This window comes from Roseimarinus sediminis (assembly GCF_050433125.1).
Classification (GTDB): domain Bacteria; phylum Bacteroidota; class Bacteroidia; order Bacteroidales; family Prolixibacteraceae; genus Roseimarinus; species Roseimarinus sediminis.
Map to the genome: position 1 here is coordinate 167,343 of NZ_JBNPXV010000007.1, position 26,862 is coordinate 194,204.

Annotated in this window: 21 protein-coding genes; 8 read left to right on the forward strand and 13 right to left on the reverse strand. The window is 44.0% G+C overall.

What is annotated here, in order from left to right; translation table 11 throughout:
• Positions 1 to 53: 53 nt before the first annotated feature.
• Positions 54 to 3,326 (forward strand): UvrD-helicase domain-containing protein, encoded by a 3,273-nt coding sequence (locus FHS86_RS10940; protein ID WP_429413227.1) that lies wholly within the window; start codon positions 54 to 56, stop codon positions 3,324 to 3,326.
• Positions 3,326 to 3,493 carry a hypothetical protein gene (locus tag FHS86_RS10945; protein ID WP_429413229.1) on the forward strand — a complete coding sequence of 56 codons (168 nt, stop codon included), beginning with the start codon at positions 3,326 to 3,328 and terminating at the stop codon, positions 3,491 to 3,493. Before FHS86_RS10940 ends, FHS86_RS10945 begins: the two co-directional genes overlap by 1 nt.
• Before the next feature lie 61 nt (positions 3,494 to 3,554).
• Here the strand turns inward: FHS86_RS10945 and floA are convergent, their stop codons facing one another.
• Genes floA through FHS86_RS10965 form a run of 4 tightly spaced genes read right to left on the reverse strand, consistent with a single transcriptional unit; the run spans position 3,555 to position 6,741 of the window.
• On the reverse strand, positions 3,555 to 4,541 hold the full coding sequence (gene floA / locus FHS86_RS10950; RefSeq protein ID WP_429413231.1) for a flotillin-like protein FloA: 987 nt from the start codon (positions 4,539 to 4,541) through the stop codon (positions 3,555 to 3,557).
• Between the two features lie 3 nt (positions 4,542 to 4,544).
• Positions 4,545 to 5,015: an NfeD family protein gene (locus tag FHS86_RS10955; RefSeq protein WP_429413233.1), complete on the reverse strand. Its 471-nt coding sequence runs from the start codon at positions 5,013 to 5,015 to the stop codon at positions 4,545 to 4,547.
• A gap of 15 nt (positions 5,016 to 5,030) precedes the next feature.
• Positions 5,031 to 5,303 (reverse strand): ATP-dependent Clp protease adaptor ClpS, encoded by a 273-nt coding sequence (locus FHS86_RS10960; RefSeq protein ID WP_429413235.1) that lies wholly within the window; start codon positions 5,301 to 5,303, stop codon positions 5,031 to 5,033.
• Positions 5,296 to 6,741, reverse strand: coding sequence for an SPOR domain-containing protein (locus tag FHS86_RS10965; protein WP_429413237.1), 1,446 nt, complete (start codon positions 6,739 to 6,741; stop codon positions 5,296 to 5,298). Before FHS86_RS10965 ends, FHS86_RS10960 begins: the two co-directional genes overlap by 8 nt.
• Positions 6,742 to 6,847: 106 nt before the next feature.
• Between FHS86_RS10965 and bcp the strand changes: the two genes are divergently transcribed.
• The 5 genes from bcp to thrC all read left to right on the forward strand — a co-directional run bounded on the left by bcp (position 6,848) and on the right by thrC (position 13,808).
• A complete protein-coding gene (bcp, locus tag FHS86_RS10970; RefSeq protein WP_429413239.1) occupies positions 6,848 to 7,309 on the forward strand; it encodes a thioredoxin-dependent thiol peroxidase in 462 nt (153 codons plus the stop codon).
• A 1-nt stretch (position 7,310) separates the two neighbouring features.
• Positions 7,311 to 8,333: a recombinase RecA gene (gene recA / locus FHS86_RS10975; protein ID WP_429413241.1), complete on the forward strand. Its 1,023-nt coding sequence runs from the start codon at positions 7,311 to 7,313 to the stop codon at positions 8,331 to 8,333.
• Between the two features lie 157 nt (positions 8,334 to 8,490).
• Entirely contained in the window at positions 8,491 to 10,917 is a 2,427-nt protein-coding gene (thrA, locus tag FHS86_RS10980) for a bifunctional aspartate kinase/homoserine dehydrogenase I (RefSeq protein ID WP_429413243.1), read from the forward strand.
• A gap of 235 nt (positions 10,918 to 11,152) precedes the next feature.
• Positions 11,153 to 12,367 (forward strand): cofactor-independent phosphoglycerate mutase, encoded by a 1,215-nt coding sequence (locus tag FHS86_RS10985; RefSeq protein ID WP_429413245.1) that lies wholly within the window; start codon positions 11,153 to 11,155, stop codon positions 12,365 to 12,367.
• Between the two features lie 145 nt (positions 12,368 to 12,512).
• Positions 12,513 to 13,808, forward strand: a complete 1,296-nt coding sequence (gene thrC / locus FHS86_RS10990) for a threonine synthase (RefSeq protein ID WP_429413247.1) — start codon at positions 12,513 to 12,515, stop codon at positions 13,806 to 13,808.
• 136 nt (positions 13,809 to 13,944) lie between these two features.
• Here the strand turns inward: thrC and FHS86_RS10995 are convergent, their stop codons facing one another.
• The 9 genes from FHS86_RS10995 to FHS86_RS11035 form a co-directional block, all read right to left on the reverse strand.
• The gene (locus FHS86_RS10995; protein ID WP_429413249.1) at positions 13,945 to 14,622 is read right to left on the reverse strand and encodes a NigD-like protein; all 678 of its coding nucleotides are present in this window, start codon (positions 14,620 to 14,622) and stop codon (positions 13,945 to 13,947) included.
• Between the two features lie 151 nt (positions 14,623 to 14,773).
• Positions 14,774 to 16,888 (reverse strand): peptidylprolyl isomerase, encoded by a 2,115-nt coding sequence (locus FHS86_RS11000; protein WP_429413251.1) that lies wholly within the window; start codon positions 16,886 to 16,888, stop codon positions 14,774 to 14,776.
• A gap of 103 nt (positions 16,889 to 16,991) precedes the next feature.
• Complete coding sequence (locus tag FHS86_RS11005) at positions 16,992 to 18,257, reverse strand: hemolysin family protein (RefSeq protein ID WP_429413253.1); 1,266 nt, start codon at positions 18,255 to 18,257, stop codon at positions 16,992 to 16,994.
• A 5-nt stretch (positions 18,258 to 18,262) separates the two neighbouring features.
• The gene (gene lptC, locus FHS86_RS11010; protein WP_429413255.1) at positions 18,263 to 18,841 is read right to left on the reverse strand and encodes an LPS export ABC transporter periplasmic protein LptC; all 579 of its coding nucleotides are present in this window, start codon (positions 18,839 to 18,841) and stop codon (positions 18,263 to 18,265) included.
• Positions 18,831 to 20,435: a hypothetical protein gene (locus FHS86_RS11015; RefSeq protein ID WP_429413257.1), complete on the reverse strand. Its 1,605-nt coding sequence runs from the start codon at positions 20,433 to 20,435 to the stop codon at positions 18,831 to 18,833. The genes lptC and FHS86_RS11015 overlap by 11 nt, the downstream gene beginning before the upstream one ends.
• Positions 20,436 to 20,483: 48 nt before the next feature.
• Positions 20,484 to 21,230, reverse strand: a complete 747-nt coding sequence (locus FHS86_RS11020) for a type III pantothenate kinase (RefSeq protein WP_429413259.1) — start codon at positions 21,228 to 21,230, stop codon at positions 20,484 to 20,486.
• A gap of 10 nt (positions 21,231 to 21,240) precedes the next feature.
• Complete coding sequence (gene nadC / locus FHS86_RS11025) at positions 21,241 to 22,083, reverse strand: carboxylating nicotinate-nucleotide diphosphorylase (protein WP_429413261.1); 843 nt, start codon at positions 22,081 to 22,083, stop codon at positions 21,241 to 21,243.
• The gene (gene nadB / locus FHS86_RS11030; RefSeq protein ID WP_429413262.1) at positions 22,080 to 23,651 is read right to left on the reverse strand and encodes an L-aspartate oxidase; all 1,572 of its coding nucleotides are present in this window, start codon (positions 23,649 to 23,651) and stop codon (positions 22,080 to 22,082) included. The genes nadC and nadB overlap by 4 nt, the downstream gene beginning before the upstream one ends.
• Positions 23,652 to 23,750: 99 nt before the next feature.
• A complete protein-coding gene (locus tag FHS86_RS11035) occupies positions 23,751 to 26,195 on the reverse strand; it encodes a DUF5686 family protein (RefSeq protein ID WP_429413264.1) in 2,445 nt (814 codons plus the stop codon).
• Positions 26,196 to 26,315: 120 nt separating this feature from the next.
• On the opposite strand from FHS86_RS11035, the gene FHS86_RS11040 reads away from it, so the two are divergent.
• Complete coding sequence (locus tag FHS86_RS11040) at positions 26,316 to 26,762, forward strand: GNAT family N-acetyltransferase (protein ID WP_429413266.1); 447 nt, start codon at positions 26,316 to 26,318, stop codon at positions 26,760 to 26,762.
• The last annotated feature ends 100 nt before the right edge of the window (positions 26,763 to 26,862 follow it).

Sequence of the window (26,862 nt, forward strand, 5' to 3'; positions counted from 1 at the left end):
GATACCTTTGTCTTCTGATCATTGCTTCAATTCAAAAAAGAAACTGAAAACCCATGTCGCAACTCACCATTTTTAAGGCTTCTGCCGGATCGGGAAAAACATTTCGCCTGGTGCTCGAATACCTCAAACTACTGGTCGATAATCCGTTCAATTACCGGCACATTCTGGCTGTTACTTTCACCAACAAGGCAACAGCCGAAATGAAAGCCCGTATCATCCGCGATTTGCATCAGGTGGGAACAGGCATAAATAAGCAAATGATTGAACTGCTTCACAAGGAAACAGGAATTGCGCCGGCGCTTATCGAAAGCAATGCACAAAATGCACTGGCTTTGATACTGCACGATTACGATCGCTTTGCGGTCAGTACCATCGATAGTTTTTTTCAAAAGGTATTGCGCTCGTTTGCCCGCGAAACCGGTTTGTATGGGACTTATGAAATTGAACTCGATCAGGATGCCGTGTTAAACGAAGCCTGTGATCGCCTGCTGCTATCGGTCGAAGAGGATATGGAACTGCGCAAATGGTTGCTGGCCATGTCGGAAGATCAGTTGGGACAAGGCAAAAACTGGCAGATCAGAGACAAAATTCTGGAACTGGGAAGTGAATTGCAGAATGAACCTTTTCAGCGTTATCTCTTTTCACGAACCGATACGAAAACGGAGAGAGCTCAGTTAAACGAACTGAAAAATAAATTGTTTCAAATTACAAGCTCGTTCGAAAACAGGCTGAAGGAAATGGCAACCAATGCCCTGCAGCTCATTGCGGAAGCCGGACTTGAACTGACTGACTTTAAAGGAGGAAAGAATTCTTTTGTCAACTATTTTTCTTATTGGAGCACTTTCAGAAGCGACAGACTTCAACCTACGGCGACCTTACTAAATGCCATCGATGAGCCCGAAGCCTGGTATGTTAAAAAAAGTACGAAGAAGAACGAAATAGAAGCCTGTGTTCAAAACGGCTTAAACGGAAAACTAAAAGAACTTGTTGATTTTCTGGATAAGGAAAGACCGAAGTACCTGAGTGCAGTCGAAATTCAGAAATACCTTTACTCCCTTGGGGTTTTATCGGTGCTTTCGGGCAAGGTACGCGAAGTAGGACGGGAGAAGAATGCCCTGCTGCTCAGTGAGGGAAACCTGTTGCTGAACGGAATCATTGGTAACAACGATGCTCCTTTTATCTATGAAAAGACAGGAAACTACTACCGCTATTTCATGATTGATGAATTTCAGGATACCTCGCTTACGCAATGGGGAAATTTCAAGCCGCTCGTAATTAATTCATTGGCCGAAAACTATCCAAATTTGGTAGTAGGCGATGTAAAACAGTCGATTTACCGTTGGAGAAACAGCGACTGGCAGTTGCTCGATCGTCGTTTAAAGGAAGAACTTACACAATTCAGCGTTGTTGAAACAACACTCGATAGTAACTGGCGCAGTTCCGAAGAGGTGGTACTATTTAATAACCGCTTATTTGCAAGGTCGGCCGATTGGTTACAGCAAAAGTACAATCAGTTGGGCGATAACAGTCCGGCAGTGTATCACAACACAATTACATCGGCATTTAGCGATGCTCAGCAGTTGGTGGCCAGTGGTCGCAAACAGGGTTTGATCCGTTGTCACTTTGTTGAAGACGGAACGACTCCTGAATATCAGCAAAGTACCTGTAATCGCTTAATTGAGGCCATCAAGGAGGTGCAGGATAAGGGCTACCGGGCTGGCGATATTGCCATTCTGGTAAAGCGAAACAAAGAAGGCAAGGCAATCGCCGAAGCACTGCTGAAAGCAAAGCGTAACGAGCCGGCCTATAATTTTGAACTGGTTTCGGACGATACCCTTTACATTGGCAGTTCTTCGCTTGTCAGCTTCCTGTGCGGATTAATGAATTACCTGATTTCGCCCTATGATCAGGTAATTCAGGCAAGCATCATCCACGAATACTCTGTCGGCATATTGCCTCTGTTAAAGCGCGAAGGCAGGGTTCCCGGACGTTTGGTAACAGGTGAGCAGCAGCAATTAAGTTTTGATGAAAAAAAGGAAAGCAGTTTCCGCTTTATTTCTGACGAAGTTCGTGATGATTACTTCCCGTTTTTTAACAACGAAGCATATCGAAACATTACCCGTTACTGGGCCGGACTGTCGCTCATCGACCTTGTTGAATTGCTTATCAAACAATATCATCTTGACTTTTTACCGGGCGAGCAGGCCAATATTCAGGCATTCAGGGATGTGATTAATGATTTTTCGAGAAAGGAAAGCGGAAATCTGCACAAGTTTATCGAGTGGTGGGAACAGCATGGCGATAAAGTGAAACTACAAACGGCAGGCGAGCGGGATGCCATCCGGATCATGACCATCCATAAATCGAAGGGGCTTGAATTCCCCATCGTGATGGTTCCCTTTTGCGACTGGTCGTTTGTTACCGATGCCCGGCAATCAAACATTTTATGGTGTTCAACCCATAATACCCCTTTTAATCTGTTGCCCCTGTTGCCGGTTAAGTACAGCAGCAAATTACGTGATTCGTATTTTTCGGAAGATTACTACACCGAAACGCTTTTATCGTACATCGATAACCTGAATGTGCTGTATGTGGCTTTAACCCGTGCTGTGGACGGACTCTTCCTGTATACCAAAGCCAAAGAACCTAAAAAAGCGGTTGAAGTTGGGGCTTTATTGTCACAATTGGTCAAAGACGAAGCTTTACTTGAGAAATGCGGAGAGAATGTATATGAAAGGGGAACACTTGCTTCTCCTGAGCATCGTGCTGCCAAAGGAACCATTGCTCCGCTTTCGGGTAAGGTGGTTCGAAAAACACAGCTTGCTGATACTTTGCGCTTACGAAAAAACTATGAAGGCTTCATCGATAGCAGGGAAGAGCTACGCAGGCAGGGAATCAGTAAGGGAAAACTGATGCATGAACTGCTGTCGCGGATAGCTGTTGCCGACGATGTGGAAAAGGCAGTCGAAACCATGGTGCTGGGCGGCCTCATCGAAGGGGGTGAAAAGGAGAAATTGCTATCGGATGTGAAAACCTTGCTTGGCCATCAGCAGGCAGAACATTGGTTCGACAGGAGCTGGAAAGTATTGAATGAAACCACGCTCATTACCCCCGATTTTGGTTTGCTGCGTCCCGACAGGGTGATGATGGGTAACGGGAAGGTTGTTGTGGTTGATTATAAAACGAGCGATCAGCTACGGCCTGCTCATATAAAACAGGTAAAAGGTTATGTGAACCAAATTCGTAAGATGGGGCACAAGCAGGTAGAAGGTTTTGTGTGGTACCTGGTGAACAATCAGATTATTAATATCGAACACTTTGCTTAATGGAAAGTAATATTTTGCAATTCAAATGCCGGAACTGCAACTGGCAGGGGAGTGCTCAGGAATTGGAGCACGAACCGGTTGAAAGCTGCATGGGGGATGATGCCATTGAGGTTTGTCCCCGATGTGGAAGTTATGATCTGCTTCCTGTGAGCCCTGAACAGCAATAGAAAAGCAGTTGCCAAAATTAGATTTTGACAACTGCTTTTACATGCTATCGAGACAGAGGGTTTATTCTTCCTTTTTAGGTCCACGGCCTTCACCGGCAATGCTGTCGCGCATTTTGGTGTCGGCATCAATGTTTTTATAGCGCATGTAATCCATAATGCCCATGCTTCCGTTACGGAAAGCTTCGGCCATGGCCAACGGAATTTCCACTTCAGCTTCAATCACTTTGGCACGAGCCTCCTGGGCTTTGGCTTTCATTTCCTGTTCGGTAGCTACAGCCATGGCCCTGCGCTCTTCAGCCTTGGCCTGTGCAATGTTTTTATCGGCTTCAGCCTGATCGATTTGCAGATAGGCACCAATGTTTTTGCCGATGTCGATGTCGGCGATATCGATCGACAGAATCTCGAATGCAGTTCCTGCGTCCAGACCTTTTTCGAGTACTACCCGTGAAATAGAATCAGGATTTTCGAGTACGGCTTTGTGTGAATGGTTTGAACCAATTGATGAAACGATGCCTTCACCTACACGGGCGAGAACAGTTTCTTCGCCGGCACCACCCACCAGTTGTTTGATGTTGGCTCTTACCGTAACACGGGCCTTGCATATCAGCTGAATACCATCTTTGGCAACAGCGGTTACAGGAGGGGTGTTGATTACTTTCGGGTTAACCGACATTTGAACGGCTTCGAATACATCGCGTCCGGCAAGGTCAATGGCAGTGGCCATTTTAAAGCTCAGGTCGATATTGGCTTTTTCGGCCGAAACCAGTGCATGTACTACATTTTCGACATGTCCGCCTGCCAGGTAGTGGGCTTCCAGTTCGTCGCGTTTTACCGCTTGTAAACCTGCTTTGTATGCCTCAATCATGGCACGAACAATGATCCCTGGTGGGACTTTTCTGAAACGCATCAGGAAGAGCTGAAGAAGGGAAATTCTCACACCTGAAACAAGTGCCGAGAACCAGATTCCGATGGGTACAAAATAAAGGACGATAAAAAGCAGGATAATGATCCCGACAACAATCAGGATCGACGTTAGTTCAATCATCATAACTTATTCTTTTATGGGTTCTACAATTACGGTGTTTCCTTCAATTTTAATCACTTTTATATGGGTTTTTGGATCGACAAAGCCGCCAAGTGAGCGGGCATCGACCGATACATTATTGATTTTAGCTCTTCCCGAAGGGGCAAGACGTCCGATGGTGAAGCCTTCATCACCTACATGTACCATCTGATCATCAATGTTATTTACCTTTCCGTTGATAATCGAATCGAGCATCATGGGTTTGACTGCACGCCCCTTGAATAGGAGGTAGAGCAGTATGGGTACAAATACGATGATGGCTACCAGCATTAAAAAACCCGCCAGGCTACCCCAGTATTTGAAAGAAAAGAAAACTGCGGCTCCAAAAGCAATTACCGAGCCGATGCCCGCTACCGTTACCCCGGGTATCAGCATAAACTCGATGATCAACAGGGAAATTCCCAGTAATAACAAAAGCAAGATGGTGATTATTTCCATTGTTTAGTTTTTAGTTCAGTTGATTTTGGCTTTCAGTTCCCTGTCGATAAGGGCCCTGCGCATCGATCTCAACAGGTCGAAATTTCCCCGCTTAATATCGCACTGGCCTTTCGTGTGAGTAATCATGGCACACTGATGTGCCTGCTCGAAAGTGTGATCACAAATTTCAATCAGGGCATCAATTACGTAATCGAAGGTATGAACATCGTCGTTGATCAGAATCAGTTGATGTTGATCCTTTTTTTGTTCTATCGTTTCGCTTGTTTGTTTTTGTTGCTCCTTAGTCATTTTTAGTGATTTCTCTGGCTTCCTTCAAAGTTATTCTTTTTCCGTTATGATATGCAACAACAAAGGCATCTTTTACACCTTCCTGTCTGATTTGTTGCTGTAATTTTACGGCATCATCAAAATTGCGTAACTCACCTACTGTGTAAACAACTACTCCGCGCTCGTCGGTATAGGAATCAATTCTTCGCAAAACAGCCAGCTTTTTGTACAGCCTGTCGATGTATTCAGGCAGCCCTTTACTGAAAGCACCAATCTGGATACGGTAAATCAATTCATTCTTCTCTTCTTCAGCTACTACAGGTTTATCTTCTGCAATAACCTCAGATACTGTAGTATCAGCAGGAATTGTTTCAGCAGGGATTACGGGTTCAATTTCGACAGGCTGCACCACCAGTTGCTGATGCTTACTGTTATTGATGGAGTCGTTTTCGGCTTTCAGTGCTTTTAACGCAACATCGCTTGCTGTGTTCCAGAACAACAATTCTGCTTCGCGTGCCTGCCAATGGTGTTCGTCGGCCAAAGGTTTTAATTCAAAATTTTCCTGTTCAAGTGCAATCAGTTCCTTGGCTATTTTTTCCTGTTCCTCCTGATTGTCAGTTCTCTGGTATTGTTTTCTAAAACTTTCGAGTGTTCTCATATTGGCGGCCAGTTTTTCCCTGTTCATCCAGCCTTCAATAAAATGATGCTGTCCTTTGGCCGTTTTAAACTGACTGATGATTTGATAAGTAATTTTGGGTGCCAGGGTAAAATTGAAGCTGGTATCAGCAAGAACGGCAGGTACCACGGGCCATTCATCCGTTTCGACCACTCTATTGTTATTAACAGGAGCTTCACTTGCTTCCTCACTGATATGGCTGTCTGTGCTGTCGCTGAAGGTTTCCGGCTTCGCTTTGACTGTATCGGAACTTTCAGACAGTAACTGAATCTCACTTTCGATCAGTATGTTTTCATCCTGTTGAGCGGTTTCTTCAACAACATTGGCTGTGAAAGGATTTATGCCTTCGCGGCAAGCATCATAAAAATGATCAAATTCTACACCTCGCCGCTCTTTCTTTTTTGCTTTATCCCGAAAACGTTGATAGTAATTCAGGGCCAATTCAAAGTTTTCGGCAGCATGGTAATTCTTGGCGATATAGAAATAAACATCGTGAGGTGTATTGGCATCCTGAGCAGCTCCTAACAACAGTTTACGTGCCTTTGAACCATACTGGCCGGTTTCGCTTAAACAGATGCCATAATGGTATTGCGCCGAAGCATCGGAAGGATACAAAGTATATTCCTGTTGAAAAAAGGGGAGTGCCTTGCCGAAGTCCCCTTGTTCAAAATAATCCCTGGCCCTGGCCTCTTCGCTTTGCGCTGTTGATAAAATAGGCAGGGAAATTAAAACAATTGCTGTAAAAAATGTGTTCAATACCTGTAATATATTCAATTTAAACATTGATTATTCTGCGTTTTAATGTTTATAACTTGCAAACGATGTTTGCTATTTCTAAACTTAATTGTAAAAATAACAATATCAAGCGATAATTTAATCAATAAAGAAGATGACAAAATTAAAAAAAGGCGATAAGGCACCAGTTTTTACCGGGATCAATCAAAATGGTGAAGAAATTTCGCTGAGCAATTACCATGGAAAGAAAGTTATTTTATACTTTTACCCCAAAGATAACACTCCGGGATGCACCGCCGAATCGTGTAATTTAAATGACAATTACCAGATGTGGCTCGATAAGGGTTTTGAGGTAATTGGTGTTAGCCCCGACAGTGTGGATTCTCATCGTAAGTTTGCCGATAAGTTTGGTTTTCAGTTCAATCTGATTGCCGACACCGAAAAAAAGATACTCGAAGCATACGGGGCCTGGGGAGAAAAGAAAATGTACGGAAAAAGCTACATGGGCGTTTTACGTACTACATTCCTGATTGATGAAGCAGGTATAATTGAAGAAATTTTTGAAAAGGTGAAAACCAAAGATCATACAAACCAAATACTAAGTACAATAGAATAAGATGAGTGATAATAAAGAAAAAATCAATTCGGAAAAATTAAAGGCACTGCAGTTAACCATGGACAAAATCGACAAATCCTACGGGAAAGGGTCGATTATGCGTTTGGGCGACCGCGCTGTTGAAGATGTACCAGCTATTTCGTCGGGCTCAATCGGTCTCGATTATGCTTTAGGAGTGGGTGGTTTTCCAAAGGGACGAATCATTGAAATATATGGACCAGAATCGTCGGGTAAAACAACCCTGGCCATTCATGCCATTGCTGAAGCCCAGAAAGCCGGCGGCATTGCTGCCATCGTTGATGCTGAACATGCTTTTGATCCCTTCTATGCCAAAAAACTGGGTGTCGATATCGATGAATTGCTGATTTCTCAACCCGATAATGGTGAACAGGCGCTTGAAATTGCCGATAACCTGATCCGTTCGGGAGCAATCGACATCATTGTAATCGACTCGGTAGCTGCGCTGACTCCGAAAGCCGAAATTGAAGGCGACATGGGAGATTCCCGCATGGGACTACAGGCTCGTTTAATGTCGCAGGCATTGCGTAAACTCACTGCCAATATCAACCGTACCAAAACCTGTGTCATCTTTATCAACCAGTTGCGCGAAAAAATCGGCGTGATGTTTGGTAACCCTGAAACCACCACCGGTGGGAATGCACTGAAGTTTTATTCGTCGGTACGTATTGATATTCGCCGGATTGGACAAATTAAAGATGGCGAAGAGGTAATGGGGAATCATACCCGTGTGAAGATTGTTAAAAACAAAGTAGCGCCACCGTTCAAAAAAGCCGAATTCGACATCATGTATGGCGAAGGCATTTCAAAAACAGGTGAAATAGTTGACATGGGAGTCGATTACAACATTATCAAGAAAAGCGGATCGTGGTTCAGTTATGGTGAAACCAAACTGGGACAGGGACGTGAGTCGGTGAAGAATCTCATCAAAGACAACCCCGAACTGGCTCTCGAACTCGAAACAAAAATTATCGCAGCCATGACGAAGGCCCCCGAGGAGGTCTAGTTATTGTTCATAATTATAGATAACTGACTTTCCGGTAAACTCGTTTTTTACCGGAAAGTTTTTTTTACACAAACAATACTTGATATTTATCATGAAAAAACAGGATTGCTTTATATTTGCGATTCGACATTTATTCAACATTTAAAAAAGAAAAAAGATGAAGGTTTTAAAATTTGGCGGGACCTCGGTAGGAAGCATAGACAACCTGCGAAAGGTAAAACAGATTGTGGCTGATCAGCACAGCGAAGTATTGGTAATAGTTTCTGCCCTGGGCGGAATAACCGACTTAATTCTGAACATGGCTTCCACGGCTGCCAACACGAAAACCTTCTCTACCACGCAAATGACAGAGGTCACGACCCGCCACATGACCACCATCGATGCTTTGGTTCCGGAAGCACTAAAAGCTGAAACCATCGAAAAGGTGAAGAAGCACCTGAGCGAAATGGAGCAACTGATCAAAGGGGTTTCGATGGTTGGAGAACTGACCAATAAAACACTCGACCGCATTGGCGGCATGGGGGAAATGCTTTCATCGCTTATCATTGCAGCCATCCTGGAGGCCCGCTGGATCGACAGTCGTGCGCTGATCAGAACCGACAGCAATTTTGTGAAAGCAGAGGTCGACTTCGATACCACCGACCGGCAGATAAAGAAAGAGTTCAAGCATTTTCAGGGCGTAGCTGTAGCTCCCGGTTTCATTGCTTCGAACCCTGAAGGTGAACCAACAACACTCGGAAGAGGCGGTTCCGATTATTCAGCTGCCATTTATGCTTCTGCACTCGATGCCGAAGCCCTTGAAATATGGACCGATGTGAATGGTTTTATGACAGCCGATCCACGGGTGATCAGCAAAGCTTACACCATCGATTACCTGACCTATGCCGAGGCCATGGAACTGTCGCATTTCGGAGCCAAAGTCATTTATCCGCCTACGATATTGCCAGTTTACAGGAAAAAAATCCCGGTGAGCATCAAAAATACAACCGATCCTCAGGCTGAAGGCACATTGATTGGCTATGAAAAGAAAGCCGGAAAAGAAAGGCTGATCAAAGGGATTTCATCAATATCGAACATTACACTGCTGACCTTACAGGGTGCCGGCATGGTGGGAGTAACCGGCATTTCAATGCGTATGTTTTCGGCACTTGCAAGTCAGCAGGTGAATGTAATTCTTATTTCACAGGCTTCATCCGAGAATTCCATCTCGGTGGCCATCCCCTCGTCCGATTCACCCAAAGCGTATGCAGCCCTTGAGCGGGAATTTGCACACGAAATCAATGCAGGGTCAATCAATGGGGTCATGGCCGAGGAAGAGCTTTCGATTGTGGCCATTGTGGGTGAAAATATGAAGGAAAGTGCGGGCATCGCAGGCAAGCTCTTTAATACCCTTGGGAAAAACGGGATTAATATTCGTGCCATTGCCCAGGGAGCTTCGGAGCTCAATATTTCGTGGGTAGTAAAAACCATCGATCTGCGAAAAACACTGAATGTGGTTCATGAAGCATTTTTCCTCACCCTGTACAAAGAGTTAAATTTGTTCATGATCGGAATTGGAACTGTAGGTGGTAATTTCCTGAATCAGCTGCAACAACAACAGCAAAAATTATTCGAAGAACAAAGGTTGAAAATAAAGCTGGTGGGCGTTGCCAACAGCAAAAAAATGTATTTTAATCGTGATGGAATTCAGCTGGATGCTTACAGAGAAATTTTGCTCGAAAAAGGGCAGGTGTCAGGATTTAAAGAATTTACCGAAAATATGATCGCTTTGAATATGTTTAATTCGGTATTTGTCGATTGTACAGCCAGCGAGCAACTAGCCACACATTACCACGACATCCTCGAGGCGCGCATCTCCATTGTGGCTGCAAATAAGGTGGCCGCGTCGTCAGCTTATTCCAATTACCGGTTGTTGAAGGATTCGGCCATACGCAATGGCATTAAATTTTTCTTTGAAACCAATGTGGGAGCCGGCTTGCCTGTCATCTCCACCATCAAGGATTTAATCAACAGTGGAGATAAGATTATTAAAATTCAGGCCGTCCTTTCGGGTACACTCAATTTTATCTTCAATACCCTGAGTAGCGAGATTCCATTGAGCAAAGCCATTGGTATGGCAAAGGATGCCGGATATTCAGAACCAGACCCGCGTATCGACCTGAGTGGAAAAGATGTGGTTCGAAAATTGCTCATCCTGGCCCGCGAAGCCGGCTATGAGCTCGAAGAAAAGCAGGTGGAAGTGGAACGCTTTATACCTGCTGAATTATTCGAAGGCAGCATGGATAATTTCTGGGAAGGAGTAAAGGCGCTCGATGCTGATTTCGAAGAAAACCGGGCCCGTTTGGCAGCCGAAGGTAAAAAGTGGCGTTTTATTGCCACCTTCGATAAAGGCCAGGCAAAGGTTTCCTTGCAGGTGGTGAGCAACAATTCACCCTTCTACGAACTCGAAGGCAGCAACAACATCATCCTGTTTACCACCGAGCGTTACAACGAATATCCAATGCTTATCAAAGGTTACGGCGCAGGTGCCGATGTAACCGCAGCCGGCGTTTTTGCCGACATTATCCGTATTGCGAATATTTAAGATACAAGACATAAGATACAAGACATAAGACACAAGACAAAAGATACAAGACAAAAGATACAAGACATAAGATACAAGACATAAGACAAAAGACAAAAGACACAAGTCAAGACAATGTTTGCTGGTTGCCTTGCGTTAAATGGCATAATAACCAATAACTTAACTATATTTAACTTAATGACCAATGACTTAATGACCAATGACTTTTTTACCAATGACTTTTTACTCTTAAGATATGAAACACATTATTATTCTGGGCGATGGAATGGCCGACCAGCCATTGGAAGAACTCGGAGGAAAGACTCCGCTGATGGCAGCCAATACCCCATACATTGATGAACTGGCCCGAAAAGGACGCAACGGACTGCTCATTACGGTTCCGTCCGATATGCCCGCAGGAAGCGAAATAGCCAACATGGGAGTCATGGGCTACGATGTTAAAAAAGTGTACGACGGTCGTGGTGTTCTCGAAGCAGCCAGCATGGGCGTCGAAATACAGGAAGGCGATCTGGCGTTGCGTTGCAATTTGTTGTGCATCGAGCATGAAAACATAAAAAATCATTCAGCAGGGCATATCTCAACCGAAGAAGCAAGCCAGTTAATAGAAGCACTGAATGAAAAACTGGGAAGTGAAACCGTCACCTTTTATCCGGGAGTTTCCTATCGGCATTTGCTGGTGATTAAAGGAGGAAATAAAAAGGTGAAATGCACACCGCCTCACGATGTACCCGATGCGCCCTGGCGGCCTTTGTTGGTTCAGGCCCTTGAGGTCGAAGCGGAAGCTACTGCCAGTCAGTTGAATGAGCTGATTGTAGCATCGCATCAAGTGCTGGCTGAGCATCCTGTTAATCTGAAACGCAAAGCCGAAGGAAAAGATCCGGCCAATTCCATCTGGCCCTGGTCGCCCGGTTATAAACCACAAATGCCGACCTTGAAGGAAATGTATGGAGTTCAGAAATCGGCCGTGATTTCGGCAGTCGATCTCATTCAGGGAATTGGAGTGTATGCCGGAATGGAAGTGCTGAAAGTAGAAGGTGCTACCGGTTTGTACGATACCAACTATGAAGGCAAAGCCGAAGCAGCCATCAATGCCCTGAAATCGGGAGTCGATTTGGTGTACCTGCACATTGAAGCCAGCGATGAAGCCGGCCATGAAGGAGATGTTACCCTTAAAACAAAAACCATCGAATACCTCGATCAGCGCATCGTAAAAGCAATTGTTGAAGCAGCAGGTGAACTCGATGATGCACTGGCTATTGGTATTTTACCCGATCATCCGACTCCCTGTGCCCTTCGTACCCATACCCACGATCCGATTCCTTTTATTATCTATCGCCCGGGTGAAACACCCGACGGTGTTGAAAGATATGACGAGGTGAGTGCCGCTTCGGGAAGCTATGGTGTGTTGAAGAACAATGAGTTTATAAAGGCGCTTCTGGGGCTTTCCTGAAGAAGAGCTTCAAGACGAGCGGTAGACTCTGGTCCCGGAATGGAAGAAATAATTGAATTTCGCTGTCAATTTAAAAGAAATGAAAAGGCATTATTGATGAATTTTTATCTTTGTTGCCGTAATCAGATAAGAAAGAAATAAATCGATGAGATATTACAGTACCAAAAAAACAGTTCCTGCTGTCGATCTGAAGCAAGCCGTTACCAAAGGCTTGGCCGATGACAACGGACTTTTTATGCCCGAGAAAATTCTGCCCTTCAACGACGCATTTTTTGATTCCCTTCCATCGCTTAGCTTTCAGGAAATTGCCTTCGAAGTGGCCCGTAAGTTTTTTGGTGATGACATTGAAGGCCGGCAGCTGAAAAGTATTGTGGACGATGCAATTAATTTCGATTGCCCGGTGGTTCCACTGAGTAATAATATTTCATCATTGGAATTATTTCACGGACCAACCCTTGCATTCAAAGATGTTGGTGCACGTTTTATGGCACGCTTGCTGGCACATTTTCTCGATCGGCGCGACGAAATGGTGAATGTACTGGTTGCTACCAGCGGCGATACGGGCAGTGCAGTGGCCAATGGCTTTCTGGGGGTTGAGGGAATCAGGGTGTATGTGCTTTATCCCAAAGGAAAAGTAAGCGATATTCAGGAAGCGCAGTTTACCACGCTTGGACAAAACATAACCGCCATTGAGGTAGATGGTACTTTCGACGATTGCCAGCGCCTTGTAAAAAGTGCCTTTCTTGATCAGGAACTGGTGAAAAAGATGATTCTGACTTCGGCCAACTCAATCAATGTTGCCCGTTTTTTACCTCAGGCTTTTTATTATTTCAACGCTTATGCCAGACGGCAATCGCCCGAAAAGGACCTGGTGATTGCGGTGCCAAGCGGCAATTACGGCAACCTTACGGCAGGTTTGTTTGCCAAACGCATGGGTTTACCGGTTAAACGTTTTATTGCTGCCAATAACGAAAACGACATTGTTTTTCAATACCTGAAAAGTGGTAACTATCAGCCGCGCCCCAGTGTACAAACCATTGCCAATGCGATGGATGTTGGCGATCCCAGCAATTTTGTACGAATTCTTGATCTCTACGAAAACAGGCACGAAGCCATTGTGGCTGACATCTCGGGCGCCCGCTATTCGGATGCCGAAATAGAGGCGACCATTGCAGCCGTTTTCAAAAAATACAACTATTTGCTCGATCCTCATGGAGCCTGTGGATTCCAGGCCCTGGCCGAAGGTTTAAAAGAAGGGGAGGAGGGCATCTTTCTTGAAACAGCCCATCCGGCCAAATTTACCGGCACGGTTGCCAAAGTGCTTGGCGAAAGCAACGTTCCCCTGCCTGAAAAGCTGGCTGCCTTTATGAAGGGCGAAAAGCAAAGCATTGCCATGAGTACCGACTTTGGCGACTTTAAAGCTTTTTTGCTGAACTGCTAAGCTAAATTTTGTATTTTCTTTTGACAACCAGTGTATTACCTGTTTGTGTTTTGCCGGTGATCAACAAGCGCCACAAGTGCTCTCTTTGCAAAAAAAAACAGGAGGAAAACGACTTTGTTTCCCTCCTTTTGTTTAATCAATAATTGTATGTACCGGTGAACGATTGCTCTTCACCATTTAAGTCGGTGGCCTTTATAAGGTAATTGAGCTCACTGCTTTCGTCATTGAGCAGGCTGTCGAGACGGAAGCTCACCAATCCTTTAAGCACATGACGTTCGCTATCGTTGTTGTCGTTGTGCAACATCAATAACTCAATGGGATGATTGATTTGGCCTGAAGTATCTCTTTCGTAAGCCAGATTAATGTAATGAGTGATTGATCCTGTTCCAAAATAGCGAAATTCGATATTCAGGAAACCGCCACCAATCCATTGCGCTGTAATTTCCACCGGATCGTTCCCCAGGCTGTCGGTGTTCTCGGGAGTTAATTCAATTACATCTTTAAAAAGTACGGGATGCAGGTTGTTGATTCGTACATAGAATTTTTTATCCGACTCACCTGCCTCGTCAAGTATGGTGTAGTTGACCAGTACCCTTTCATACTCCGAAAAATCGAAATAGGGAACGGCATTCGACGCGGGTAACAAGGTATCACCGTTATCGCAATACACAACAAAATCGTAACCCAGGCTTTTACTGGTATCAAGCATACCAAGCGAAAGCCAGATGTCGCCCAGCGAATAGGCATCTTCATCCTGATTACAGGCTGTGAATAAAAGCATCAGGGTGCTTACAATTAATAATGTTCGTTTCATATTACAATTCTCCTTTTTCTGTTTTGCTATTGTAGACAAAATGATGCTGCTTTTGGTTGCGCTTAGGGAGCTAAAATTATTTCCATTCCAAACATATGAAACGAAAAAAGGCCGCTTTAAGGCGGCCTTTTTTTATGTTTTGTTTCGACGATTAATAAAACTTCGAACGCTTGTCTTCAACGTCGGTATTTTTCTTAATGGTTTCGTAAGCCTGGTAGCTTGCCCTGTAACTTGAACTCTGGTAGAGTGAAGTTTTTTCTTCGGCAATGCTGGTATTGGCTTCACCTGCAATGTTGGTCAGCTCGATGATGTAAATCCCGTTCCGGCCGGCAATGGGATTTGAAACCTCATTTACTTCGAGTGCAGTTGCTGCACCATTGATTGCCGGTTCATATCCAATGGCATTTACTGAACCATAATTGAAATTGAATCCCTGTGCTGATTCAACTGAAAGACCCAGGTTTTGGGCTGTTGCTTCAAGCGATTCGGCTTTGGCTTCGTTGAACTGCTTCAGCAGCATTTCTTTTTTCTTTTCTTTTACCACGGCCAGTTCGATCGATGACTTAACAGCGTCAAACGCACGGTGACCCTCTTCCTGTTCAGAAACTACTGCGGCAATAACAAAGCGATTGTCGAGTTCGTAAACAGGCGATTTGGCTTCGTCGACAATTAGCTCACCCTTATCGGCATTTTGAATGGCAGCACGAATCAGGTTGCGTGCCTGTCCAAGACCTGTGATTTGACGGTCGTTTTCTTTTATGGTAGCCATGCGTGCGCTAAGGCCTTCTTCGGCAGCCAGTTCATTGAAACCTTCAAGATTCTGTGCATTGGCAGCAAAGCGGCTGGCATCGGCATAAATGGTCTGATAGGTTTTGGTGCTGGCAACAATTTCACGGTCGAGTACTGCCAGTTGTACGTGTTTCGATTTATTACCCTGCTGGGTTACTTTGATCAGGTGGAAGCCAAACTGCGTTTGTACCATTACCACTTCGTTCAGTTCGGCACGGAAGGCAGCCCGTTCGAATGGAGCAACCATCATACCACGCTGAAACCAGCCAAGATCACCACCACTTGCAGCTGATCCGTCCTGTGAATTTTCACGGGCTACCTGTTCGAAACTGGCTTCTCCGTTATTGATCACATTCTGCAGACTGTCGATAATGGCAAAGGCCATTTGGGCTTCGTTGTTGTTTTCAGCTCTGATGAGTATGTGACTGGCTTTTATCGAGTCGGGCAACATTTTGATATCGTTGAGCTTAGCCAGTTTGTAGATGTTTCCTTCCTTGTAGGGGCCATATACTTCACCGGTTTCGGCATTGAAAGCCCATTCTGCCAATTCGTCGCTCAACACATCGGCTTTATCGTAAACATCTTCAAAGCGTGTATCGGCATTCATATTTACAAACTGAACGTTGTCATCGGCATTTACAAATTCGTCTTTGATGTCGTTGATCCATTTTACTACGTCTTTTTCATCCTGCTCGGAGGGAACAATGTCGAACGAAACGTAGCTGATTGTTTTTTGAGCTTCCTGCTTGTAATTGTCGAGGTGATCGTTGTAATAAGCTTTCAATTCAGCCTCACTAACCTGAACGCTGCTATCGGGTATTGAAACGAATTTTTTCTGGATGAATCTCAGATCGGCAACTTTCTCTTTCACGTCGAGGCTTTGCTTCGCCTGAAGTGAGTTGGCATAGAGTGCTTTTCCAACCATGTCGGTGTATTTCGACAGTAATTTGGCTTTCAACACTTCTTTTTCAATATTTAACCAGCTTTCCTTTTGAGGAACATCAGGATTTTCCTGTACATATTTGAGGAACTGGATGATCTGGCTTTTGTCGACTTCGCCTGTTTGAGGATTTCCGAATACCTGAACGATGATGGGATGCAGGTTGTTGCCCTGTACCATGTCGAACATTTCTTCTGAAGTAACTTCAATGCCCAAATCATCGTAGATGTCGTTCATGATGTATTCCTTCAGCATGGTTTCCCATGTTTGGTTTAGAACCTGCTGATAAGCAGCTTCGTCGAGGTTGTTGGTTTGGTTGTTTTGCTTGTAAACGTTGGCGATTTGATTAAAACGTTCCTGAAATTCGGGATATTCAATCGATTCTCCGTCGATTTCTGCTATTTCGAGTTGCTGCCCTCTGATGATGGAGCTTCCCGATTGAAGTAAATCTCCTAAAATAAAAGCCGCTAAAGCGACAAAAATCACGATAGCCACCAATAAACCTGCCTGGTTTCTGAGTTTCTGTAATGTTGCCATTTGTATTTACTTATTTGACTAAAAAATGGTTTAAATTTTCGAGCTACGAAGATAACAATTTTAGGTTTTTATCCTAACGTAGCAAGCTTTCTATTCTGCCCGATCAGCGTATTTTCATTAATACCAGCTCAATTCTGATTTCGCTTGCTTTCAATATTCTGAATTCAAAGTGATCGAAAGAGATGATGGTGTTGATTTTAGGAATGTTTTCGTGCTGATTGATGATTAAACCGGCGAGGGTATCATAGTCGTCGTTTTCAGGTAAGCCGAAATTGTATTTCTCGTTAAGGAAGCTGATTTCGTAGCGGGCTGATAAAATCCATTCGTCCTCCCTTATATTTTTGATGGTGAGTTCATCGATGTCGTGCTCATCTTCAATTTCCCCGAATATTTCTTCCAATATGTCTTCGGTGGTGATTAAACCTGAAGTACCGCCAAACTCGTCAACTACAACGGCAATCGATTTTCGCTTTTGAGTGAAAAGGCTGAGCAACTTGCTGGCCGTCATGGTTTCGGGCACAATTGAAATGGGATTGACAATGCTTTTAATGCTTTGCGGGTGCTTAAACATTTGGGACGTATGTACGTAGCCAATCATATGATCGACCGATTCGCGATAAACCAGTATTTTTGAAAAGCCTGATTTGATAAAGATGTTTTTCAATTCATCGAGTGAGGCACTTTCTTCAATGGCATCAATTTCGGTACGGGGTACCATGCAGTCGCGCACTTTTACATTCGAGAAATCGAGGGCGTTTTTAAACAATTTAATTTCGTTGTCTTCATCTTCCTCGTTTTCGTGATAGGTCTGGCTCTGGTCGTTTCGGTTCACAAAGTGGTTCAGATCGACCTTTGAGAAAATATGATTTTCCCCTTCCTTCGAAATTTTCTTTTTAAGAAAAACCCGTATCACCAGTTTGGAGAGAAACATCGAAAAGTGAGAAACGGGATACAGAATGATGTAGAAAAACAGTACCGGAATTGCCAGAATTTTCAACACCCCGTTGGCATTGATGCGAAACAGTGTTTTTGGTAAAAATTCGGCTGTAAATAAAATAAGCAGGGTGGAGATAATGGTTTGCACCAACAAAACAAGAATATCGGATTTGATGTAGATTTCAAGTCCGGGTTCAAGGAGGCGGGCAAAGGCCAGACCGTAAATAACCAGGGCAATGTTGTTTCCCACCAACATGGTGGCAATGTATTGTCCCGGATTGGTTGTAAAAATATTCAGAATGCCGGCTACAAGGGTAGGTTCTTTCTTGTCCATTTCAAGTGAGAGCCGGTTGGCTGAGACAAAGGCAATTTCCATTCCTGAAAAAAAGGCTGAAAGTAGGATGGTAATAAGAATGATGATTGTTTCAGTCATGTCGCTTATTCTTCAACTTCAACAGTTACAGTTCCCTTAACATTTTTTATGTGCCAGCGCTTCATTTGCAGGTCCGACTCAAAACCGATGCCTGTAATGATCTGTTCTTTCTGAATAAATTTTACAAACTGGTCGGAATAAATCAGATCTTTTTCTTCGTCCCAGAATAAAAGATCGGTTTTCAGGGTATCATTGCTCTCGGTGACGGCCACTACATTTTGCCTGAGTTCCCAGAGTTGTTTCTTTTCATAATGCTTGCCATAGCTGGCTTCGATGCTTGAGGTAATTTGTTCATCGCTATTAAATTGCTGAACTGAAAAACCTTCGGGAAATTCGGTATAGGGTTCCTCCTCGTCCTGATAAATTTTCAGGCTGGGAGCATTCAGAATATTTCGAACCACCGCTGAATCGGAAAACAGCACTTCGATATTTTCGGCTACGACCTCGGGAGCACCTGGTGGGTGCGAAAACGAACGAATCTTTTCAATATCGTTGTTCCGGCACGATAAAAAAAGCACTGCAAACAGCCATGTGCTTGCAATGCTTACTATTTTGTGTTTTGTTATTTGTCTGTTACTTGGCACGTACAGTTGTCGTTTCGTTTATCCATCCGCTAATCCGGTGGTTGTTGCCTTCGGTTAAACCGTAATAGAAGATGTCTTCTTTAGTAGGGAAATAATTGGTATAAAAGTTTGCTTTACTGGTGGCATCGCTTTTACAATTATCATAACGTGCGGCTTTGTTGAAATAGTCTACGGCCAACCAAAAAACAGTACTTTTTTCGAAGTCTTCTTCACTGTAGGTTTTACTTGCCTGAGCATAAATCTCACCCAGTAACATGTATACTTCGCAATAATCGCTCTTTACAGCAACTGCCTGTTTGGCCAGATCGCGGGCTTTGGTGAGCATGCCTTGTTGCAATGCCAAACCGGCTGCCTCGTAATAATAAGTAGCTTTTGCGTTGTTGTCGGTGGCGCTGTTGTATGCTTCTTCGTAGTATTCAAAAGCTTTGGTGTAATCTTCCTTTTTGAGAAACTGACGGGCCATGTTAAAGGCAGCTTCAGCCGATGGTTCAAGTTGGTAAAGCTTTTCCGACATTTTTACCATCAATTGATTATCGCAATCGTTTTTGGTAAACATGCGGAGCATCTTTTTGATTTGTTCCACATCGTTCGGATTTTCCTTGAATTTAGGTTCATAAAGATCGACCATGGCATCGCAGTTCAGTGCACCGCTGCTTTCGATGATACTTTCAATCAGCGGAATTGCTTGTTCTGCTTTGGCTTTTTGGTCTTCATTCTTCAGCTGTTCTTCAAGAATCTGCATTACTTCCTGATAGTGACCCAATACAGCAGCCTGGTCAAATTCGTTGAATGAATACAGGCGACGGCTCGATTGCATGTACAATACCAATACTGCCGGTTCTGTTTTAAGCCCGGATTCTTTGATTGATTTTTCGGCAAAACCAAAGCCTGTTTTAATATCCTTAATAAATTCATCCTCCGAAATATCGAGTTTCAAAACCGTCTCGAGGTATTTTGCAGCTTTGCGTCCCATTAGTTCACCTACGTTGTTCATGTGTTTCATGCGCTTGTCGTAGATCATCATCATGGTATCGAGATAAGCCTGCTTGTTGCTGGTACTCATTGCATGATCCATGGCGCTTTCCATCATTTTTAAACCATCGATGTAGATTTGCTCTGTCGATTTGGGGTAAGTACGGTATACAAGTCTCCAATGTGGGAGCGCCGAACGGTAATCGTCCTGTTTGAAAAATTCACGATACAATGAGTAGTTGTTAAGAAAATCCATGTCACGATCTTTTTGCAATTGTTCCAGGGTTTTCAGAATCGCTCCGGCATCATCACCTGCTTCGGGGATTTCGCCACCATCCAAACTGAAATTGATGACATCGCTGCTGTTTTCCTCAATATCGAGTTTCTTTGATTCATCAAGAAAAGTGAAACGGATATACTTGCTTTTCGGGCTTACTTCAATCTCGTATTTTCCGTCGAAACTGGTGTAATAGCTGTCGTTTGATTTATGTGCTTCAACAAGTATACCTGCAGCAGGCTCACCATTATTGTAAACAACTCCGGTAATTTTACGTTGTGCAAATGTCGAAACTGACATAAAAAGCAGTAGGACAACAGTGAGTGTTTTGATCATCGCTTTCATAATTCTTTTTTTATTTTCTTTTGGCAGTTCAAATTGTATGCCAACATTTTATTGTTCGTTTTGTAATTGTGTGTAATTGGTTGTTAGTATGGTGTTTAAGCCTAATAGTGTGATTTCAAGGGCTACAAATTTGTAATTTTTTAGCAATTTTTCAAAATAGTTTGTATCTCCACCAGTTAAAATAATTATTAAATCACTTTTGCCATCCGCAAAATGCTTAATGATACGGATCAGTTCTCCTTCAAGTCCAAGTTGAATACCGCCCAAAATGGCATCGTTGGTTGAACTACCGCTGTGAACATCGGGCATGCCGGGCTTGAGATGTGGCAGACGGTCGGTGAATTCGTGCAAGGCCCTGAAACGCATTGCAAGTCCGGGTGTAATGAAGCCGCCAAGATACTCATTTTTTTTGTTTACATGGTCGTAGGTTACTGCCGTCCCTGCATCGATGATGAGCAGGTCGGTGTTGGGATAAAGATGGTTGGCTCCAACCGCAGCTGCAATCCTGTCTTTACCGAGTGTTTCGGGCGTTTCGTAGCAATTCTTAACAGGTAGCGGGGTGTTGTGGTTCAGTTCGATAACAAAACCCAGATTGGTCTGTAAGTGGTGAATGAGTGAGCCAATGTGCGTTCTGACTGAAGATACGATGGCACATTGAATTTCGGGGTAATCACTAAGCAACTGATCGATATCGGACAGCATTAAGGTGTCGGTAGTAAAACGTACCAGCATTTCCTCTTTTTTGAAGATGGCTATCTTGGTACGGGTATTGCCTATGTCGATAATCAGATTCATCTTCTGAATTTTATTCTGCAATTTTTTGGCTGATATCCAGGGCTTTTACCGAGTGGGTTAAAGCTCCGATAGAAATATAGTCGACGCCGGTTGCTGCTACTTCTTTAACTCTTTCGAGGGTCATATTGCCCGATGCTTCAACTTTTACACGCCCTGCAATGAGTTCAACCGCCTTTTTCATGCTTGCTGTGTCCATGTTGTCGAGCATGATGATGTCGGCACGGGCCGCAAGTGCTTCTTTTACTTCGTCGAGTGTGGTGGTTTCCACTTCAATTTGTATTCCGGCTTCAATTTTAGGCCTGATGGCTTCTATGGCTTTTGTGATACCGCCTGCTACGCTGATATGATTGTCTTTGATCATTACCATGTCGTATAGGCCCATGCGATGGTTGGTTCCTCCACCTGTTTTCACGGCATATTTGTCGAGCAAACGCAGACCAGGGGCTGTTTTTCGGGTGTCAAGTATTTCTGTTTTATATCCTTCAACAGCTTTTACATAACGGGCAGTTTCCGTTGCAATACCCGACATGCGCTGCAGAAAATTAAGCGCCAGTCTTTCGCCGGTAAGCAGTGCACGATAGCTGCCACTGATACTGGCAATCAGTTCGCCTGTTTGAACTGTTTGTCCGTCATTTTTCTCAATGCTGAATTTTACGTCCTTGTCAAGACGTTTGAAAACCGCTTCAACAACCGGCAAGCCGGCAATTACTCCATCGGCTTTTGCAATGAGTACCGCGGTTGTTTTCGTTTCAGGAGCAATGAGCAAATCACTGGTCAGATCACCGCTTCCTATATCTTCAACAAAACCTTCATTGATGATGGTTTCAATGGCTTGTAAGAATGTATTGTTCATTTTTTTACTGCTTGTTTTTCGGGTTCCCTGTTGCGTTGCTGTACAATGTGGTATTCCATTTCGGGATGGGTATCAGGAAAGTCGCTGCGCACATGGCCACCCCGGCTCTCTTCGCGAAGCAGGGCAGAGCGGGCAATCAGAAAACTGATATTGGTGATGTTGTTGACTTTTGCATAGTTGTATTCAGTACTTTGTTCCCTGAAGTTTTCGTGTATTTCTTTCAGTTTGCTCAAAGCTGCTTTGAGTTCTTCGCCTTCGCGCACCAGACTGACATATTTCGACATGATGTCGGAGATTGCATTTTTATAATATAAAAAGGTATCAACATGATCATAGTCGTAAACAATCGGACGGGTGTCGAAGTGACATTTAGCCCTGTTAATTCCGGGGGCTGCATGTTCTACTGCGCGTTTTCCAAAAACAAGGCATTCGAGCAAGGAGTTGCTGGCCAGTCGGTTGGCTCCCATTACTCCGGTCGATGCCACCTCGCCACAGGCCCAAAGCCCATCGATGTTGGTTTCACCATGCAGGCCGGTTTGTATGCCTCCAACCATGTAATGGGCAGCGGGTGCAATGGGAATGTTGTCTTTGGTGATATCGATGCCCTTACTTCGTATTTCGTCGTAAATGACCGAAAAACGGGTTTTGATGTATTCGGCATCGAGGTGCTGCAACGAAAGGTATACATTGGCTGTATTGTCCTTTTTCATTTGCTGATAAATGGCACTGGCTACGGTATCACGGGGGGCAAGTTCGGCCAGGGGATGAATTTCCTGCATAAAGCGTTTGCCATTCTTATCGAGCAGGTAAGCCCCTTCGCCGCGAATGGCTTCACTCAGCAAAAATGCATTCTGCCCGGGAATCATCAGGGCTGAAGGATGAAACTGAATGAATTCCATGTCAACCAGTTTGGCACCGCTGTTCCAGGCAAGCGCAATTCCGTCGCCGGTAGCAGTATATGGATTGGTGCTTCGCTGAAAAAGCCTTGAAAGCCCTCCCGTAGCCAGAATAAAGGCATTGCTTCTGAAATTGTAAGTGCCCATGTCGTCGAAACAGATGGCCTTTAAACCACAGGCTTTGCCATTTTCAACAAATAGCTCAACCGCCTTATAGTGCTCATAAGCTGTTACATTGGGCAATTCTTTTACTTTCTCGACCATGAAGCGGGTCAGATCGCGGCCGGTTGAAGCACCTCCCGAGTGAAGTATGCGGCGTTTTGAATGTCCGCCTTCAAGCCCCAGCACATAAGCTCCGTTTTCCTTGTCGAAATGCATGCCCATTTCAATCAGTTCGAGCACTCTTTCGCGTCCTTCACTGACCAGAATTTCAACAGCATCGTGCTCGCACAGTCCCCTACCGGCAATCAGTGTGTCGTTTAAATGATCTTCAGGGCTGTCGTCGGGGTGAATGGCTGCCGCAATTCCTCCCTGTGCATAATATGAGTTACTTACGTCGAGTCCGGCTTTGGTAATGATTGCAACATTGCCATACCTGGATGCATAATAAGCAGCTGTTAAACCAGCCAAACCACTTCCAACTATAACAAAATCGTGTTCCAGGTATTTCATTTATTTTTTAATGATTGTTGCAAAATTATAAATATTAACAGGAAATGTCGGGAAAAATAAGATTTTCATTTTTCATTTTGATAAATAATTGCAGCGAATTTAGAAATTGACATCGAAACGTGCTCTGATACCGATCGGATTGACTCCGGGGTGATCGAGATAGTTCATTCTCCAAACTACATCGAAACGGAAATACTGGAAGAAATTTTCTATGCCTGCACTTAGTTCCATATAGGGAAGGCGGGCGTCAAAAGTATTGTCGGGCAGCTGAAGAATTTGTGAATGTCCGGATCCAAGATGACTCCAAAGTACTTTACCACTGAATACTTCGCGTATGCCCAGTTGTTTTAGCAAAGGAAGGCGGTTAAACACCAGGCCGTTGAGATGGTATTGTGCCATGATGCTGGCAAAACGATCGGATACAAACTCCATTTCGTTGACCATATTGAATGAATACAGGGCATAACCCAGTGACTGGTCGCTACGACTTACTTCGAGCATGGGAAAGGGGACGTCGCCCAGGGTGAGTCCCGTTTCAATGACATACTCAAATTTGGTCTGGCCAAAATTGACATCGTGATTAATGACTGCGCGTGCTGTGAGGTAGTTATTTTCAAGTTGTTCAAGCTGGTATTGACCTGCCCTTATTCGCAGATTAATTATTGGGTAACGGGTGGTAAGATAGTAACGACGGCAGTAATTGTCGGTGAAATTCTCCTGCCACGATAAGCGCAGGCCCAGCATGGCTTCATTAATCGTGAACTGTTCAAGCGGATTTCCACCGTGAATAAAAGGCAGGTAGATTCCACTATGAATTGTTTTCCGGTCGAAACCGCTGTAGGTGGTCAGGCCTGTTTTCCATTCATGCTCGTAAGCAATGCTGAAACGCTCTTCGCGCGATAGTTTATCGAGCGGTGAGTTGGTGAAGATGGAAGCGATTACATTGTCTTCACCACTAACCATCATATTTTCCTTGATTAGAAAAATGCTGCGGTTGTCACCAATGCGTGACAGATCGTTGCGGTATTCAAGGGTGATGAGTCTTCGTAAATCGGCTTTGGGTTTAAATTGTAGCCCTCCACCGTACTTCCATTCATTATCACCGGTACCATAGCCTACATGGCCGTAAAGCATCACATTTTTTGTAAACCCGGCACTGGTGCGGGCTGAAAAAGTATAGCGATAATCTTCAATCTTATTGTATTTTACCAATTCGAGGAAAGGGCCTAAATCGATGATGTTTCCTGGTATGTAGCCGGTAATAAACATTTTTGACAGGGCATCGGCCGACTTGATCCGCCAGTCGTTATTGAGCGAGTCGATGGTGGATAAGGCACTGATTTCATTTTGTGAAAGTGACTCAGGCCTGAGCAGTGAAAGCATGTTTTTTTCTGAACGCAGTTCTTTGCGCGGATCGATCTGTTGCCATATCTGTGTCTCGCTGCCTTCGCTCACTGTTTGAAAGTTAAGCACTACATCGCTGTAGACCGATCGCTTTTTTACCCGGGCTGTAAAATCAATGCCTGCAAATGCCTGTTCTTTGGTCAGTTTGAGTTCTGCCTCGGTATCGTTGATGTGAAAGAAAGTAAGTGAATCGTTTACTTCCTGAAAACTTTGATAGATTTTTAATCGATTTACATAATTAAGATTGGCTGTTTCGGGTATGGAGAGGCTGATTTCACTCAAACTCCATACATCGTCAATTACCTTCATATGACCGGTAAAAGCCAGGTCGCGTTCATTACGCGGTTTGAAACTAATCAGATATTCTTTTCCGAATGAGCTTGTGATACTGTCTTCGAGATAGTAGCGGTAAAACATAAAGCCACGGCTGTTTAGCGGGCTGATAAAAGGCTTGTCGAGGATTTCCACCACATTATCGTAAAAATTATAACCCAGGCTGAGATTGTTTGAGTAGCCGATGATGCTTAACTCATTTAAAAAACCAAGGCCATCCTGTTTTTCTGCTAAAATTTGTCCCTTTTCCAAATAGGGATCTTGCTGTATCAGGTTTTGTGATAGTTTTTCAGAAAAATATACAGGAACCTCCTTTTTATTTCCGCTAAGCGAATCGGGTTTTCGGTCATTTAAAGCATTCACCATAATTTTTGTGTAGGTGTTACAGGCAATCGAAGCGGCTTTCATCGGATTGTTGTTTTCCTTTTCATCGATTACATTTTTCATGATTCTGATGGCAGGGTTTTCACCCGGGGTAATCAATACTTCAAGTAATTCGATATCAACCGCCTGGAGGGAAACATCGATGTTTTGATTCTCATAACTGCGAATAGGAATCATTTTTTTCTCATAACCAACAGCCGAAACAATCATGGTGTCGGGAACAAGGTCGGTGCTTACACTAAAGCTTCCATCGGGTAAAGTAATGGTTCCCGAAGGACTGCCGGCAAAATGGATGTTGGTGAAGGGCAGGGGATCGCCATTCGATGCATCGCTTACCACGCCCTCGATGTAAATACGCGTTTGGGAGTTGGCCGTTTGATAAATCAGCGTGGCAAGTATCAATAGGAAAAAGCCTGTTTTCATCGACGATGGTTTTGAGCTAAACTAAGCCGTTTTATTTTAGATTGAAAGAGGAGCTTGTTAAAAAATCAAAAATAACTGTTTAGTTTTGCCAGAAATTAACAAGCATTTTTAAAGTGTTTTATGGGAATTCGCATCAGGAGAATTGAAATTAGCGAGCTGAATTTGCTTTTGAAGGTGCTCAATCACTTGCCTGAATTGGATGCATCTTTTGATGAAGCCGTGTTACTTCGGCGCCTGAATCAACCCGGGGCTATTTTGTTGCTTGCCGAATTTGCGGGGAAACCCATAGGCTGTAAACTGGCCTACAATCGTTACTTCGATGGATCGGTTTATTCATGGCTGGGAGGTGTATTGCCACCTTATCGCAACATGGGGGTTGCTTCTGCCTTGCTCGATGAGCTGGTAGTACAGGCGGAAAGAATGTTTTTTAATGCCATCAGAATGAAAACGCGAAACCGACATGTCGGGATGTTGCGTTTTGCACTAAAACGAAATTTTACAATCATTGGTTTTGTAGAAAGAGAACCTGCAAGTGAATCGCGTATTGAGTTGATTCGTCATTTATGAACCGACAGATGCTTTGAATGTGAACAGGATTTTAACAGTGCATGACAACAATGAATGAACAAGAACAAAAAAAGGCTGATCGATTGGTTCAGTGCGAACA

Bases quoted from the DNA above. Each gene is read 5' to 3' on its own strand.
- FHS86_RS10940 (WP_429413227.1), top strand. From the start codon at position 54: ATGTCGCAACTCACCATTTTTAAGGCTTCTGCCGGATCGGGAAAAACA.
- FHS86_RS10945 (WP_429413229.1), top strand. From the start codon at position 3,326: ATGGAAAGTAATATTTTGCAATTCAAATGCCGGAACTGCAACTGGCAG.
- floA (WP_429413231.1), bottom strand. From the start codon at position 4,541: ATGATGATTGAACTAACGTCGATCCTGATTGTTGTCGGGATCATTATC.
- FHS86_RS10955 (WP_429413233.1), bottom strand. From the start codon at position 5,015: ATGGAAATAATCACCATCTTGCTTTTGTTATTACTGGGAATTTCCCTG.
- FHS86_RS10960 (WP_429413235.1), bottom strand. From the start codon at position 5,303: ATGACTAAGGAGCAACAAAAACAAACAAGCGAAACGATAGAACAAAAA.
- FHS86_RS10965 (WP_429413237.1), bottom strand. From the start codon at position 6,741: ATGTTTAAATTGAATATATTACAGGTATTGAACACATTTTTTACAGCA.
- bcp (WP_429413239.1), top strand. From the start codon at position 6,848: ATGACAAAATTAAAAAAAGGCGATAAGGCACCAGTTTTTACCGGGATC.
- recA (WP_429413241.1), top strand. From the start codon at position 7,311: ATGAGTGATAATAAAGAAAAAATCAATTCGGAAAAATTAAAGGCACTG.
- thrA (WP_429413243.1), top strand. From the start codon at position 8,491: ATGAAGGTTTTAAAATTTGGCGGGACCTCGGTAGGAAGCATAGACAAC.
- FHS86_RS10985 (WP_429413245.1), top strand. From the start codon at position 11,153: ATGAAACACATTATTATTCTGGGCGATGGAATGGCCGACCAGCCATTG.
- thrC (WP_429413247.1), top strand. From the start codon at position 12,513: ATGAGATATTACAGTACCAAAAAAACAGTTCCTGCTGTCGATCTGAAG.
- FHS86_RS10995 (WP_429413249.1), bottom strand. From the start codon at position 14,622: ATGAAACGAACATTATTAATTGTAAGCACCCTGATGCTTTTATTCACA.
- FHS86_RS11000 (WP_429413251.1), bottom strand. From the start codon at position 16,888: ATGGCAACATTACAGAAACTCAGAAACCAGGCAGGTTTATTGGTGGCT.
- FHS86_RS11005 (WP_429413253.1), bottom strand. From the start codon at position 18,257: ATGACTGAAACAATCATCATTCTTATTACCATCCTACTTTCAGCCTTT.
- FHS86_RS11015 (WP_429413257.1), bottom strand. From the start codon at position 20,435: ATGAAAGCGATGATCAAAACACTCACTGTTGTCCTACTGCTTTTTATG.
- FHS86_RS11020 (WP_429413259.1), bottom strand. From the start codon at position 21,230: ATGAATCTGATTATCGACATAGGCAATACCCGTACCAAGATAGCCATC.
- nadC (WP_429413261.1), bottom strand. From the start codon at position 22,083: ATGAACAATACATTCTTACAAGCCATTGAAACCATCATCAATGAAGGT.
- nadB (WP_429413262.1), bottom strand. From the start codon at position 23,651: ATGAAATACCTGGAACACGATTTTGTTATAGTTGGAAGTGGTTTGGCT.
- FHS86_RS11035 (WP_429413264.1), bottom strand. From the start codon at position 26,195: ATGAAAACAGGCTTTTTCCTATTGATACTTGCCACGCTGATTTATCAA.
- FHS86_RS11040 (WP_429413266.1), top strand. From the start codon at position 26,316: ATGGGAATTCGCATCAGGAGAATTGAAATTAGCGAGCTGAATTTGCTT.